At 74.3% G+C, this 13,536-nt stretch carries 14 protein-coding genes and 1 riboswitch; of the genes, 8 read left to right on the top strand and 6 right to left on the bottom strand.

The features are described from left to right. Nucleotides 1-41 precede the first annotated feature (41 nt). The 3 genes from TR48_RS19510 to thiO all read right to left on the bottom strand — a co-directional run bounded on the left by TR48_RS19510 (nucleotide 42) and on the right by thiO (nucleotide 2,253). Nucleotides 42-836 carry a thiazole synthase gene (locus TR48_RS19510; RefSeq protein ID WP_042369067.1) on the bottom strand — a complete coding sequence of 265 codons (795 nt, stop codon included), beginning with the start codon at nucleotides 834-836 and terminating at the stop codon, nucleotides 42-44. Between the two features lie 5 nt (nucleotides 837-841). Then, entirely contained in the window at nucleotides 842-1,060 is a 219-nt protein-coding gene (thiS, locus tag TR48_RS19505; RefSeq protein WP_042369065.1) for a sulfur carrier protein ThiS, read from the bottom strand. Beyond that, on the bottom strand, nucleotides 1,057-2,253 hold the full coding sequence (gene thiO / locus TR48_RS19500) for a glycine oxidase ThiO (protein WP_042369063.1): 1,197 nt from the start codon (nucleotides 2,251-2,253) through the stop codon (nucleotides 1,057-1,059). Before thiO ends, thiS begins: the two co-directional genes overlap by 4 nt. Then, nucleotides 2,247-2,358: riboswitch (TPP riboswitch) on the bottom strand. Its footprint overlaps the gene before it by 7 nt. A gap of 40 nt (nucleotides 2,359-2,398) precedes the next feature. Between thiO and TR48_RS19495 the strand changes: the two genes are divergently transcribed. Next, nucleotides 2,399-3,580 (top strand): NAD(P)/FAD-dependent oxidoreductase, encoded by a 1,182-nt coding sequence (locus tag TR48_RS19495; RefSeq protein ID WP_236652226.1) that lies wholly within the window; start codon nucleotides 2,399-2,401, stop codon nucleotides 3,578-3,580. A gap of 107 nt (nucleotides 3,581-3,687) precedes the next feature. On the opposite strand, the gene TR48_RS19490 is transcribed toward TR48_RS19495, so the two are convergent. Then, nucleotides 3,688-3,873 (bottom strand): hypothetical protein, encoded by a 186-nt coding sequence (locus TR48_RS19490; RefSeq protein WP_042369059.1) that lies wholly within the window; start codon nucleotides 3,871-3,873, stop codon nucleotides 3,688-3,690. A 129-nt stretch (nucleotides 3,874-4,002) separates the two neighbouring features. Between TR48_RS19490 and TR48_RS19485 the strand changes: the two genes are divergently transcribed. Next, entirely contained in the window at nucleotides 4,003-4,833 is an 831-nt protein-coding gene (locus TR48_RS19485) for an enoyl-CoA hydratase family protein (protein ID WP_042369058.1), read from the top strand. A gap of 104 nt (nucleotides 4,834-4,937) precedes the next feature. Next, entirely contained in the window at nucleotides 4,938-7,190 is a 2,253-nt protein-coding gene (locus tag TR48_RS19480; protein WP_042369056.1) for a bifunctional salicylyl-CoA 5-hydroxylase/oxidoreductase, read from the top strand. A 187-nt stretch (nucleotides 7,191-7,377) separates the two neighbouring features. Here the strand turns inward: TR48_RS19480 and TR48_RS19475 are convergent, their stop codons facing one another. Next, nucleotides 7,378-8,226: a PaaX family transcriptional regulator gene (locus tag TR48_RS19475; RefSeq protein WP_042369054.1), complete on the bottom strand. Its 849-nt coding sequence runs from the start codon at nucleotides 8,224-8,226 to the stop codon at nucleotides 7,378-7,380. A gap of 23 nt (nucleotides 8,227-8,249) precedes the next feature. Further along, nucleotides 8,250-9,866, bottom strand: a complete 1,617-nt coding sequence (locus TR48_RS19470; RefSeq protein ID WP_042369052.1) for an AMP-binding protein — start codon at nucleotides 9,864-9,866, stop codon at nucleotides 8,250-8,252. Between the two features lie 153 nt (nucleotides 9,867-10,019). On the opposite strand from TR48_RS19470, the gene TR48_RS19465 reads away from it, so the two are divergent. From TR48_RS19465 to thiE, 5 genes are all read left to right on the top strand, one after another. After that, a complete protein-coding gene (locus tag TR48_RS19465; protein WP_042369050.1) occupies nucleotides 10,020-11,207 on the top strand; it encodes an acyl-CoA dehydrogenase family protein in 1,188 nt (395 codons plus the stop codon). Then, entirely contained in the window at nucleotides 11,204-11,968 is a 765-nt protein-coding gene (locus TR48_RS19460; protein WP_042369048.1) for an SDR family NAD(P)-dependent oxidoreductase, read from the top strand. Before TR48_RS19465 ends, TR48_RS19460 begins: the two co-directional genes overlap by 4 nt. Next, a complete protein-coding gene (locus tag TR48_RS19455) occupies nucleotides 11,965-12,363 on the top strand; it encodes a RidA family protein (RefSeq protein WP_042369047.1) in 399 nt (132 codons plus the stop codon). Before TR48_RS19460 ends, TR48_RS19455 begins: the two co-directional genes overlap by 4 nt. 80 nt (nucleotides 12,364-12,443) lie before the next feature. Beyond that, on the top strand, nucleotides 12,444-12,809 hold the full coding sequence (locus tag TR48_RS19450) for an Rv2175c family DNA-binding protein (protein ID WP_042369038.1): 366 nt from the start codon (nucleotides 12,444-12,446) through the stop codon (nucleotides 12,807-12,809). Next, on the top strand, nucleotides 12,806-13,453 hold the full coding sequence (gene thiE, locus TR48_RS19445) for a thiamine phosphate synthase (protein ID WP_042369036.1): 648 nt from the start codon (nucleotides 12,806-12,808) through the stop codon (nucleotides 13,451-13,453). Before TR48_RS19450 ends, thiE begins: the two co-directional genes overlap by 4 nt. The last annotated feature ends 83 nt before the right edge of the window (nucleotides 13,454-13,536 follow it).

Below are 13,536 nucleotides of genomic sequence, written 5' to 3'. Positions count from 1 at the left end.
AGGCAGGTCAGCACGTGGGGCAGGTCAGCGCCTGGGGCAGGTCAGAACGCCGGAGCCTCGGGGTCGAACGAGGCGCGGCCCTCCATCGGGGAGGACGCCTCCGCGTGGAAGCGCTTGGGGATGCGGCCCGCCCGGTGGGCGAGGCGTCCGGCCTCGACCGCCTTGCGCATGGCCTCCGCCATCAGTGCCGGTTCCTGCGCCCGGGTGACGGCGGTGGCGAGCATCACCGCCGCGCACCCCAGCTCCATCGCCAGTGCCACGTCCGAGGCGGTGCCCGCGCCGGCGTCGAGGATCACCGGGACGTTCGCCCGTTCGACGATCAGCTGGAAGTTGTGCGGGTTGCGGATGCCGAGCCCCGAGCCGATCGGCGAGCCCAGCGGCATGACGGCGGCGCAGCCCACGTCCTCCAGCTTGCGGGCGAGCACCGGGTCGTCGTTGGTGTAGGGCAGCACCACGAAGCCGTCGTCGACGAGGGTCTCGGCGGCGTCCAGCAGCTCGATCGGGTCGGGCAGCAGGGTGCGCTCGTCCGCGATGACCTCGAGCTTGACCCAGTTCGTGCCGAGCGCCTCCCGGCTCAGCCGGGCCGTCAGCACGGCCTCCCCGGCGGTGAAGCAGCCGGCGGTGTTGGGAAGCACGCCGATGCCGCAGCGCTGCAGCACCTCCAGCACCGAGCCGCGTGCGGCCGGGTTGATCCGCCGCATGGCGACGGTGGTCAGCTCCGTGCCCGAGGTGCGCAGCGCCTGCTCCAGCACCTCCAGACTGGGCGCGCCGCCGGTCCCCATGATCAGCCGGGAGGAGAAGGTGCGGTCAGCGATGGTGAGCAGATCGTCAGCCATGGCGGTCAGCCTCCCTGCACGGCGGTGAGGATCTCAACGCGGTCGGCGTCGGCGAGCACGGTCGCGTCCCACTGGCTGCGCGGGACCACGGCCTCGTTCACGGCGGCCGCGACGCCGCTCGGCGCGGCCGACAGCCCGGTGACCACCTCGGCGAGCGTCACCCCGCCGGGCAGCGAGCGGGCCTCGCCGTTGACGGTGAGTCGGATCGTGGCGGCGGCGGTCATCGGGCGAACTCCGGATGCTGGGGGGCGAATCGTGACGGGGTGAACGGCGCCGCCTCGGACGGCAGCCGGCCGGTGGTCAGGAAGTCGGCGATCGCGTCGCCGGTCACCGGCGTGAGCAGCACGCCGTTGCGGTGGTGGCCGGTCGCGGCGACCAGGCCGGGCAGGTCGGTCGGCCCGAGCAGCGGCGCGTTGTCCGGCGTGCCGGGACGCAGGCCCGCGTTCGTCTCGACCAGCGGCAGCTCGGTGATCCCGGGCAGCAGCTCGCGGGCGTCGCGCAGCAGTTCGTAGACGCCGCCCGCGGTCACGGTGGTGTCGAAGCCCTGCTCCTCCATGGTCGCGCCGACCACCAGCTCGCCGTTCTCGCGCGGGACCAGGTAGAGGTGGCAGCCGCGCACCACCGCGCGCAGGTTGCGGGAGAGGAACGGCGTCGGCAGGGGGCCGCGCACGGTCTCCATCCGCAGCCGCAGCACCTGCCCCTTGACCGGCCGGACGGGAGGGCGCGCCTCGGGCGACAGCCCCGGCAGGACGCCGCTCCAGCTCCCGGCGGCCACCACGGTCGCGTCCGCGCGCAGCGTCGCGCCGTCCTCGGCGAGGACGCCGACGGCCCGCCCGTGCTCGGTCAGCAGCTCGGCGGCGCGGGAGCGGTGCAGCGTCACGCCGCCGCGCCGGCAGGCCTCGACCAGGGCGGCGCCGAGGCGACGGGGGTCGACCTGGTGGTCGCCGCCCACCAGCGTCCCGCCGCGCACGTCCGGGGCCAGCATCGGCTCCAGCCGGCGGCACTCGCGGCCGTTCAGCCACTCGGTCTCGAGGCCCAGGCGGCGCTGGAACGCGTGCACCTCGCGCAGCTCGGCCCGGTCGTCGGCGTCGAGCGCGACGGCGAGCGTGCCGCAGCGGCGGTAGCCGACGTCCTGGCCGCTCGCCTCGGTCAGCTCGGCGACGAAGTCGGCGTAGCGCTCGTTCGACGCGATCCCCAGGCGCAGCAGCGGCTCCTCCCCATACTGGAGCTCCGTCACCGGCGCCAGCATCCCGGCGGCGACGTGGTTCGCGCCGCGTCCGGGGTCGGGGTCGAGCACGGTCACGCGCATCCCGCGCTGCGCGGTCCGCCAGGCCACCGCCAGGCCGATGATCCCGCCGCCCACGACGAGGACGTCGGGCCCTGCGGCACCCGGCCCGCGGGCATCGGTGGACGCCATGGTTCTGCACTCCCTTCGCCGGAATGACCCGGATCAGGTTCGGACGGTCGGAGGCGCCCCAGCCTCCCTCTCAGCCCGGTGCTCCGGGCTCCCGCGTTCGCACGTAGGTCGAGCTACTTCTCGACCCACTCTATACAGTGGCCGAATGGCTGTTGAGATGGTCCGGGTCGTGGTCGTCGGCGCCGGGATGGCGGGGGTGCAGACAGCGGTGGCGCTGCGGCAGCAGGGCTACGACGGTTCCCTGGTGCTGCTGGGCGCGGAGCCGCATCCGCCCTACGACCGCCCGCCGCTCTCCAAGGACGTCCTGCTGGGACGCGCGGAGCACTCCCGCTTCGAGATCGACTTCGACGAACTGGGCATCGAGCTGGCGCTCGGCCGCCGCGCCCTCTCGCTGGACGCCGACGCCCGGACGGTCAAGACCGACGGCGGCGACCTGTCCTACACCCAGCTGGTGCTCGCGACCGGCGCCGCCCCGGTCTCCCTGCCCGGCCAGCCCGACTCCGCGTTCCTGCTGCGCACCCAGGACGACGCGCTGGCCCTGCGGGCGGCGCTGCGGCCCGGCCTCCGGCTCGTCGTCGTCGGCGCCGGTTGGATCGGCGCGGAGGCGGCGACGGTGGCCCGGCAGCTGGGCTGCGAGGTCACCGTGGTGGAGGCCGCGAACGCGCCCCTGGCGGGCGCCCTGCCCGCGGAGTTCGGCGAGCGCACGCGGGCGTGGTACGCGCGGGCCGGCGTCGAGCTGCTCACCACCTCGGCGGTCAGCGAGATCGGCGCGCACGCGGTGCACCTGACCGACGGCCGGGAGCTCGCCGCGGACGCGGTCGTCGTCGGTATCGGCGCCCGCCCCGACAACGCGTGGCTCGCGGGCTCGGGCATCCCCCTGGACGACCGCGGCGCGGTCGCCGCGGACGCGCGGCTGCGCGCCGGGCGCGACGACGTGCACGCGGTGGGCGACTGCGCGTCCTTCCCGTCGGCGCGGTACGGCCGCCGGCTGGCCGTGCACCACTGGGACAACGCCCTCCAGGGCGCGCGGGTCGTGGCGGCGAACATCCTGGGCGGCGAGGTGGTCTACGACCCGGTTCCGTACTTCTGGTCCGAGCAGTTCGGCCACATGGTGCAGGTCGCCGGTGTCGTCGACCAGTCCGCGCGCCGCCTCGCGCGCGGCGAGGACACCGTCCTCTGGCTCCGCGACGACCGCCTCGAGGCGGTGGTGACCGTGGACAAGCCCCGCGATCTCGCGCAGGGCCGCAAGCTGATCGAGGCGGGGAAGCAGATCGATCCCGCAAAGGCGGCGGACCCGACGACGGCGCTCAAGGCTGCAACCGTCTAGGTGCGCGGGGAACTGCGCGAGAAACGACCCTGTACGGATGGCCCTGCGCGTTCGGTGCCCTGTCTGCGGGGGTGGCTTGTCGCGCAGTTCCTCGCGCCCCTGAAGGGTTACGCCACGCGTCGATTGCCCGGCGCCGCGTCCTCGTCGCCCAGAGGGCGTGCCGCCAGGACCGCCACCGGCGCGAGCATCAGCGTCGGGATGACGACCGCCAGCGCGGCGATGACCGTGGGCGAGGCGACCCACTCCAGCACGCAGGTCGCTGCGACGACCACGGCGATCAGCGCGTAACGCATGCCCAGCTCCTTCGTGTCCGACTTCACCCTGCAGTATGCACGACACCCCTCGCTGCGGCCGTTCCCAGGTGTCGGTGGATGCGCATATCGTGTTCGTGACGCCAGTAGGGAAAAGGGGAGGTCGCCGCGATGAGTCCGTTCCGTGGATCCGTGCCGTTCACCGAGGAGTGGCGGCACTTCCGGCTGACCCGCGACGACGCGGGCGTGCTGACGGTCACCCTCGACCGGCCGGACAAGCTGAACGCCCTCACCTTCGAGTCCTATGCCGACCTGCGCGATCTCCTCGCGGAGCTGCCGCAGCGCGGGGACACCCGCGCGGTGCTGCTCCGCGGCGAGGGTCGCGGCTTCTGCTCCGGCGGGGACGTCAACGAGATCATCGGCGCGACCCTGGAGATGCGGCCGGACCAGCTGCTCGACTTCACGCGGATGACGGGGCAGGTCGTCCGGGCGATGCGGGAGTGCCCGATCCCGATCGTCGCGGCGATCCACGGCATCGCCGCCGGGGCGGGGTCCGTGCTCGCGCTGGCCGCGGACTTCCGGGTGGTGGCCCGGTCCGCGCGCTTCGCGTTCCTGTTCACCAAGGTCGGGCTGGCGGGGGCGGACATGGGCGCCGCGTACCTGCTGCCGCGTCTGGTCGGGCTCGGGCACGCCACCAAGCTGCTGATGCTGGGCGACACCGTCGACGCCGTCACCGCCGACCGGTACGGGCTGGTCAGCGAGTTGGTCGAGGACGAGGAGCTGGACGCGAAGGCCGGCGCGCTCGCACAGCGGCTCGCGGAGGGGCCGGCCTTCGCGCTCGCGCAGACCAAGGCCCTGCTGACGCAGGAGCTGGACATGAGCCTGGCGGCCTCCGTCGAGCTGGAGGCGATGACGCAGGCGCTGCTGATGAAGAGCGCCGACTACGCCGAGTTCCACGCCGCCTTCACCGGAAAGCGCCCGCCGAAGTGGCAGGGCCGGTGACCGGGCCGGTGACCGGGCGGCGGGAGGCCGGTGACATGGCATAGCGCCTTGGTTACGATGGGCACGGAAGCGCTACAGCGGGTCGGTCGAGGAGGGAGGCGGTCGTGCGGATCGCGGTCATCGGCGGCGGGCCGGGCGGGTTGTACTTCGCCGCGCTGGTCAAGCGGCAACAGCCGGATCACGAGGTCACCGTCTGGGAGCGCAACGCGCCCGGGGACACCTTCGGCTTCGGCGTCGTGCTCTCCGACGAGACGCTCGGCGGGATCGAGGACGCCGATCCGGAGCTGTACGGCGAGCTCGCGGCGGGCTTCGCCCGCTGGGACGACATCGATGTGCACCTGCCCAGCGGCCAGGTGTTCACCTCCGGCGGGCACGGCTTCGCGGCGACCAGCAGGCAGCGCCTGCTCGGGCTGCTCCAGGAGCGCTGCCGCGCCGTCGGCGTCCGGCTCCGGTTCCAGGAGGAGGCCCCTCCCGCAGCCGAGCTGGCCCGCACGCACGACCTCGTGGTCGCCGCCGACGGCGTCCGCTCGCGCACCCGCGCCGCCGCGGCCGAGGTCTACCGCCCGCAGCTGGACGAGCGGCACTGCCGCTACATCTGGCTCGGCACCGACCTGGTCTTCGACGCCTTCCAGTTCCACGTGCTGCGCACCGAGCACGGTGTGATGCAGCTGCACGGCTACCCGTACTCGGACGCGGGCAGCACCGTGATCGTGGAGATGCGCGAGGACGTCTGGCGTCGTGCCGGGCTCGACCGGCTGGACGAGCACGAGTCCGTCGCCGCCTGCGAGAAGCTCTTCGCCGACGCCCTGCGCGGGCACGCGCTGCGCGGCAACGACTCGCGCTGGATCGCGTTCACCACCGTCCGCAACGCCACCTGGTCCGACGGCAACACGGTGCTGCTCGGCGACGCCGCCCACACCGCGCACTTCTCCATCGGCTCCGGCACCAAGCTCGCGATGGAGGACGCGGTGGCCCTGGCCGGCGCGCTGCGCGGGTCGGCCTCGGTCCCGGAGGCGCTCGCCGCGTACGAGGAGGAGCGCCGGCCCGTCGTCGCCTCGACCCAGCGCGCGGCCCAGGCGAGCCTGGAGTGGTTCGAGAACCTGGAGCAGTACCTCGACCAACCCGGCTGGCAGCTCGCCTTCAACCTGCTCACCCGCAGTCGCCGGATCACCCACGACAACCTGCGGCTGCGCGACCCGGGCTATGTCGCGGACGCCGAGGCGCGCTTCAACGAGGCGGTCGCGGAGGCGGGCACGCCGCCGATGTTCACCCCCTTCCGCCTGCGCGGACTGACGCTGCGCAACCGCGTCGTCGTCTCCCCGATGGACATGTACTCCGCGCAGGACGGCCTGCCGAACGACTTCCACCTGGTGCACCTCGGCTCACGCGCGCTCGGCGGCGCGGGGCTGGTGATGACGGAGATGGTCTGCGTCGCGCCCGAGGGCCGCATCACGCTGGGCTGCACCGGGCTGTGGAGTGACGAGCAGCAGGCCGCGTGGGCGCGGATCACCGACTTCGTCCACGAGCGCAGCGGCGCGGCGATCGGCCTCCAGCTCGGCCACTCCGGCCGCAAGGGAGCGACGAAGCTGATGTGGGAGGGCATGGACGAGCCGCTCGCGCCCGAGCAGGCCTGGCCGCTGGTGGGCCCCTCCCCGCTGGCGTACCGCCCGGGCGCGGGCCAGGTTCCGGCCGAGCTGACGCACGAGCAGCTGGCGGCACTGAAGCGGCAGTTCGCGGAGTCGGCCCGGCGCGGCGCGGAGGCCGGCTTCGACCTGCTGGAGCTGCACTGCGCCCACGGCTACCTGCTCTCCTCCTTCCTCTCCCCGCTGACGAACCGTCGCGAGGACGAGTACGGCGGGCCGCTGGAGGCGCGGCTGCGCTGGCCGCTGGAGGTCTTCGACGCGGTCCGGAAGGTGTGGCCGGCGGACCGCCCGATGACGGTCCGCGTCTCCGCCACGGACTGGGCGGAGGGCGGCAACGACACGGAGGAGGCCGTCGTCATCGCCGCGGCGTTCGCCGCGCACGGCGCGGACGCGATCGACGTCTCCACGGGCCAGGTGGTCGCCTTTGAGCAGCCCGCCTTCGGCCGCTCCTACCAGACGCCCTACGCGGACGCGATCCGCAACCGCGTGCGCGTCCCGGTCATCGCGGTCGGCGCGGTCTCGTCCTGGGACGACGTCAACTCCCTCCTCCTGGCGGGCCGCGCGGACCTCGTCGCCCTCGGCCGCCCCCACCTCTACGACCCGGCCTGGACGCTCCACGCGGCAGCGGAGCAGTCCTGGTCGGGGCCGGGAGCGGAGTGGCCGATCCAGTACCGGGCGGGCAGCAGGCGCCCGCAGACCGGTCGGAGGCAATAGGGCCCCGGTTGCACCATCCAGGGGCGCGAGGCGCTGCCGATGTGGGGCTCCTCCCCCAGCTTCGGCCGGGAGGTGCCCTCAGCCTGGGCGCGACAAGCCACCCAGGGCGGTCAGATCCCGTGTGAGCAGGGTCCTCCGCCTCGGGCGGGCTTCTCACGCAGTTCCCCGCGCCCCCAGCGTGCTGCAACTAACCCTGCACCGTGTGCTTGACGAAGTCCCGCGCGGCAGCGCCCAGGCGGGCGTCCAGCTCCTGGAAGACGCGCGCCGCGCGGCCGCCGGGCCAGGAGGCAGGGAGGAGCTCAGGGGGCAGGCCGGGGTCGAGGTAGGGGAGGCGGCGCCAGCTGTCGACCGCGCGGAGGTGGTCGGCGAAGGCGTCCGGCAGGGAGACCGTGCCTCGCGCGCGGTTCCACCGGGTCAGGACGGGCTCGTGGACCTCGAGGAACTCCTCGTGGCAGCGGGCCAGCGCGGGGAGGTCCCACCAGCGCCGGACGGACTCCGCCGTCGCGTCGAAGGCCAGGTGCTCGGCGCGGAAGAGGTCGGTGTACGCGGCGAGTTCGAGACGGGTGAGGACGTGCCGCGTCTCCTCGTAGAGGTGCGCGGGGGCGATCCACACGCCGGGCGCGGCCGTGCCGAAGCCCAGGCGGGCGAGCCTGCTGCGCAGCACGTGGCGCTTGTGGCGCTCGCTCTCCGGTACGGAGAACAGGGCGAGCACCCAGCCGTCGGCGAGGCGGGGTGCGCGGTGGGCGTAGATGCGGCGGTCGCCGTCCGCGAGGAGCTCGCGGGCCGGCTCGGAGAGCGTGTAGCCGGCGACGCCGCCCAACGCCTCGGGGACCAGGAAGCCGCGCCGCTTCAGCCGGGAGACGGCCGACCGTACCGGCTGGGCGTCCACGCCGACCGCCGCGAGCAGGCGGATCAGGTCGCCGACGGCGATCCAGCCGCCGAGATCGCGACCGTGCGCGCCGAAGAAGGTGACGAGCAGCGAGCCCGGGGTGTGCTCGCGCGCGGACTGGTCTTCTTCGAGGGCCTCGGTGGTCATACGGTCACTCTAAAGATCGCCGCCTACTCGTGGCGCAGCCGGAACCGCTGCAGCTTGCCGGTGGGCGTGCGCGGCAGCGACTCGCGGAACTCCACCTGCCGGGGGTACTTGTAGGCGCTGATGGTCGATTTCACGAAGTCCTGCAACGCCTTCGCCGTCCCCTCGTCCGCGGGGACGCCCTCGGACAGCACCACGAACGCCTTCACCACCTGGCCCCGGGTCGCGTCCGGGACGCCGATGACCGCGGCCTCGCGGACCTCGGGATGGCGCAGCAGGGCCTCCTCGACCTCGGGGCCGGCGATGTTGTAGCCGGCGGAGATGATCATGTCGTCGGCGCGGGCCTGGTAGCGGAAGCGTCCGTCGGGATCGCGGACATAGGTGTCGCCGGTGAGGTTCCAGCCGCCCCGGACGTAGTCGCCCTGGCGCGGGTCGTCCAGGTAGCGACAGCCGGTCGGGCCCTGGACGGCGAGCAGGCCGGGCGTGCCGTCGGGGACGTCCTCGCCGGTGGCAGGGTCTATGACGCGCGCCCGGAAGCCGGGGACGGGGAAGCCGGTGACGCCGGGGCGGGCGTCCGCGTCGGCGGCGGAGACGAAGATGTGCAGCAGCTCCGTCGAGCCGATGCCGTTGATCAGCGGCAGGCCGGTGCGGGCGTGGAAGGCCTCCCAGGTGGCGGCGGGCAGGTTCTCCCCGGCGGAGACGCAGCGGCGCAGCGAGGAGAGGTCCGCCTCGCCGGCCTGGTCCAGCAGCACCCGGTACGCCGTCGGCGCGGTGAACAGCACGCTGACGCGGTGGCGCTCGATCGCGGCGGGGAGCGAGGCGGGCGAGGGCTGCTCCAGCAGCAGCGCGGAGGCGCCGACGCGCAGCGGGAAGACCACCAGCCCGCCGAGCCCGAAGGTGAAGCCCAGCGGCGGGGTGCCGGTGAAGACGTCGTCGGGGGTGGGCCGCAGCACGTGGGCGGAGAAGGTGTCGGCGATGGCCAGCACGTCGCGGTGGAAGTGCATGCAGCCCTTGGGCCGTCCGGTGGTGCCGGAGGTGAAGGCGATCAGGGCGACGTCGTCGGCGGAGGTGTCGACGGCCGGGAAGGGCGCGTCGGACCTGGCGGCCGCGAGGGTGAGCAGGTCGTCGTCGCTGTCGCCGCCGTAGGGGACGACACGCAGGCCGGGTGCGTCGACGGCCTGGAGCTCCTCCAACGCCCGGGCGTCGCAGAGGGCGTGGCCGACCCGGGCGATCCCGATCATGGTGGCCAGCTCGGTGCGCCGCTGCGCGGCCAGCACGGTGACGGCCACCGCGCCCGCCTTCATGACCGCCAGCCAGCAGGCGACCAGCCACGGCGTGGTGGCGCCGCGCAGCAGCACCCGGTTGCCGGGGAGGACGCCGAGGTCCTCGACGAGCACCCGGGCTATCCGGTCGGTCTGGGCGCGCAGCCGGGCGTAGGACCAGACCGAGCCGTCCTCCAGACGCAGGCACGGGCGGTCCGCGCCGAGGCGGGCGATCGTCGCGTCGAGGAGTTCCGCGCCGCAGTTGAGCCGGTCCGGATAGTGCAGCTCGGGCAGGTCGAAGCGGAGTTCCGGCCACGTCGGCGCGGGCGGCAGATGGTCGCGCGCGAAGCTGTCGACGTGGGCGGAGGGGAGCAGGTGCATGGCGGGTGGTACCCCCTCGACCTGGGCAGGGACCGGTGGATCCGTAAAGCAGGCTAGCGCGTTGGTGACGACAGTCAACCATCCGCGATATGAATGGGGGAGCAGCCCGGACACGGGGACGCGGGAGAGGGAAGCGTGAGGAGGGAGCGCGCGATGGCGACGACGGCGTTCGCGCTGGACGAGGAGCAGCGACGGTTCTGCGCCCAGGTCCGCGAGCAGGCGGCTGAGCGGCTGCTGCCGCTCGCCCACAAGGACGACCCAGCCCTCGGGGAGCGGGTGAACCGGCCGCTGCTGGAGGAGATGGGCCGGCTCGGGCTGCTCGCGCGGCTCTTCCCCGGCGCCGGCCGCTCGGCCGCCGCGCTCGACCTGTGCCTGCTGCGCGAGTCGCTGGCCCAGGTCAGCACGGAGGCGGAGACGGCGCTCGCGCTCCAGGGGCTCGGCTTCTACCCCGTGGTGCAGAGCGGCAGCGAGGCGCAGCTGGCGCGCTGGCTGCCCGAGGTCGCCTCCGGGCGGGCCGTCGCGGCCTTCGCGCTCTCCGAGCCCGGCGCGGGCTCGGACGCGGCGGCACTGGCGCTAGAGGCCACACCGGACCTCGGGACGGGCGGGGCCGCCGGAGCCGCGCGCGGCTGGCGGCTCGACGGGGAGAAGTGCTGGATCTCCAACGCCCCCGAGGCCGATCTCTACACCGTCTTCGCCCGGACCGGCCCCGAGGCGGGCGCGCGCGGGGTGACGGCCTTCCTGGTCCCGGCCGACCGGCCGGGCCTGACCGGCGAGCCGCTCGACATGATCTCCCCGCACCCGATCGGGCGGCTGCGCTTCGACGGCGTCCCCGTCGGCCGGGAGGACGTGCTCGGCGAGGTCGGCGGCGGGTTCCGGGTGGCCATGCGCACCCTGGACCTGTTCCGGCCGAGCGTCGGCGCCTTCGCCGTCGGGATGGCCCAGGCCGCGCTCGACGCGGCCGTCGCGCACGCCGCCGCCCGTGAGGCCTTCGGCGGACCACTGCGCGAGCTGCAGTCGGTCGGCCACCGCCTGGCCGAGATGGCCACCCGCACCGAGGCCGCCCGCCTGCTCGTCTACGCCGCGGCCGCCGCGTACGACGCGAACGGGGGGACGGGCGAGGCGGGCCTGCACGGGCCGACCGGCCGCGCGGCCATGGCCAAGCTCTTCGCCACGGAGGCGGCCCAGTACGTCGTCGACTCCGCCGTCCAGCTCCACGGCGCGCGGGCGCTCCAGCGCGGGCACCTGCTGGAGCGGCTCTACCGGGAGGTGCGGGCGCCGCGCGTCTACGAGGGCGCGTCCGAGGTGCAGCTGAGCATCATCGCCCGGGAGCTGTACCGATGAGCCGCGAGGTGGGCCGCGTGTGCGTGGTGACCGGCGGCAGCCGGGGGATCGGCGCGGCCGTCGCCGCCGACCTGTCCGCGGCCGGGCACCGGGTCGCGCTCGCCGCCCGCGACGCGCAGGAGCTGGAGCGCACCGCGAAGAGCCTGCCGGGGGAGGCGCTGACCGTCCCCGTCGACCTGACCGCCCCCGGCGCGGCGGAGGAGCTGTTCGGGCGCGTCGAGGCCGCATGGGGTCCGGCCGAGGTGCTGGTCGCCGCCGCCGGGGCGGGCGCCTCCGCGAAGCTGACGGAGACGAGCGACGAGCTGTGGGACCAGCAGCTGGCGCTGAACCTCACCGCGCCGTTCCGCTGCCTGCGGCGTGCCCTCCCGCCGATGCGGGCGGCCGGATGGGGGCGGATCGTCGTGGTCGCCTCGGTCGCGGCGAAGACGGGCGCGCCCTACGTCGCCGCGTACACCGCAGCCAAGCACGGCGTCCTCGGCCTGGTCCGCTCGGCCGCCGCCGAGCTGGCCGGCAGCGGGGTGACGGTGAACGCCGTGTGCCCCGGGTACGTGGACACCCCGATGACCGACGCGACGGTCGCCGCGATCGCCGCGCGGACCGGTCGCAGCGAGGAGCGGGCGCGCGAGGCGCTGGCACGGATGCAGCCGATCGGGCGGCTGATCCGCCCGCAGGAGGTGGCGGCCGTGGTGCGGCTGCTGCTGGAGAACGAGGCCCTGAACGGTCAGGGGATCACCGTCGACGGAGGAGGAGTCCAGTCATGACGCTGCGTCGGATCAACCCGCCGGGGCTGGCGGAGCCCAGCGGCTTCAGCCACGCCGTCACCGCGACCGGCGGCACGCTGGTCTTCCTGGCCGGGCAGACCGCGCTCGACGAGAAGGGCATGGTCGTCGGCGCGGACATCGTCGAGCAGTTCGACCGGGCGCTGGGCAACCTGCTGGAGGCGCTGGCCGCGGCGGGCGGCGCGCCCGCGCAGCTGGCCAGGCTCACCGTCTACGCCACCGACCCGGAGGACTACCGCGCCCACGCGGCCGACATCGGCCGGGTCTGGCGCGCCCGGGCGGGGCGCGACTATCCGGCGATGGCCCTGATCGGCGTGGTACGGCTCTGGGACGAGCCGGCGCTGGTCGAGCTGGAGGGCATCGCCGTGCTCGACTGAGCGTGACGGAGCGCCGGGCGGGTGAGCCGGAGCAGTGACACGGTGTGCGCATCCGCCCTCGGAAGTGGCAGTCTGTTGACGTGAGTGAGATTGATCCCAAGATCGACGCCCTGATTCCGGACTGGATGTACCTCCCCGACATCGCCGAGAAGTGGGGTGTCGAGGTCACCAAGGTCCGCAACATGGTCACCGACGGTCCGCTGCTGGCCGTGCGCCGCGGCGAGAACAAGGTCCTGATGGTCCCCACCGCCTTCGTCGGCCCGGACGGGCCCGTCAAGGGCGTCGTCGGCACCCTGACCGTCCTCAAGGACTCCGGGTTCACCAAGGAGGAGGCCCTGGCGTGGCTCTTCACCGATGACCCGAGCCTCCCCGGCACCCCCGCCCAGGCCCTGAACGAGAACCGCGGCACGGAGGTCAAGCGCCGCGCCCAGGCGATGGCCCTGTGAGCGGCGCGCGCAGCGCTCTCGCGGCCGCCCGGCTCTACCTCTGCACCGACGCCCGTCGCGAGCAGGGCGACCTCGCCGAGTTCCTCGACGCGGTCCTGGCCGGCGGCGTCGACATCGTCCAGCTCCGCGACAAGGGCCTGGAGGCGAAGCAGGAGCTCGACGCGCTCGAGGTCTTCGCCGACGCGTGCCGCCGCCACGGCCGCCTGCTGTCGGTCAACGACCGCGCGGACGTCGCCTACGGCGCCCGCCCCGACGTGCTCCACCTCGGCCAGGACGACCTGCCCGTGCCGGTCGCCCGCGCCATCCTCGGCGACGACGTGGTCATCGGCCGCAGCTGTCACGCCGAGGCGGAGGTGGACGCGGCCCTGACCGAGCCCGGCGTCGACTACTTCTGCACCGGCCCCGTCTGGCCCACCCCGACGAAGCCGGGACGCCACGCCCCGGGCCTGGGGCTGGTGGAGTACGCGGCGAAGCAGACGACGGACCGGCCGTGGTTCGCGATCGGCGGCATCGACGAGTCGAACTTGGACACGGTGCTGGACGCCGGCGCGCGGCGCGTCGTCGTCGTCCGCGCGCTGACGCAGGCGAAGGACCCGTTCGCGGCGGCGCAGTCGCTGGCGCGCAGGGTCCGCGAACGCGACTGACGCGGCTGTCGCGACTCAGGCGACTGAGACGCGGTTGAGGGCACGGAGCCGCACGGACGCGCGGTTCCGTGCCGCGCGTCGGC

Origin of the sequence: Streptacidiphilus neutrinimicus (assembly GCF_000787815.1) — a bacterium.
In the GTDB taxonomy this organism is placed as follows: domain Bacteria; phylum Actinomycetota; class Actinomycetes; order Streptomycetales; family Streptomycetaceae; genus Streptacidiphilus; species Streptacidiphilus neutrinimicus.
The sequence above is the reverse complement of the archived record's forward strand: the minus strand, read 5'-3'. Positions and strand labels throughout refer to the sequence as shown.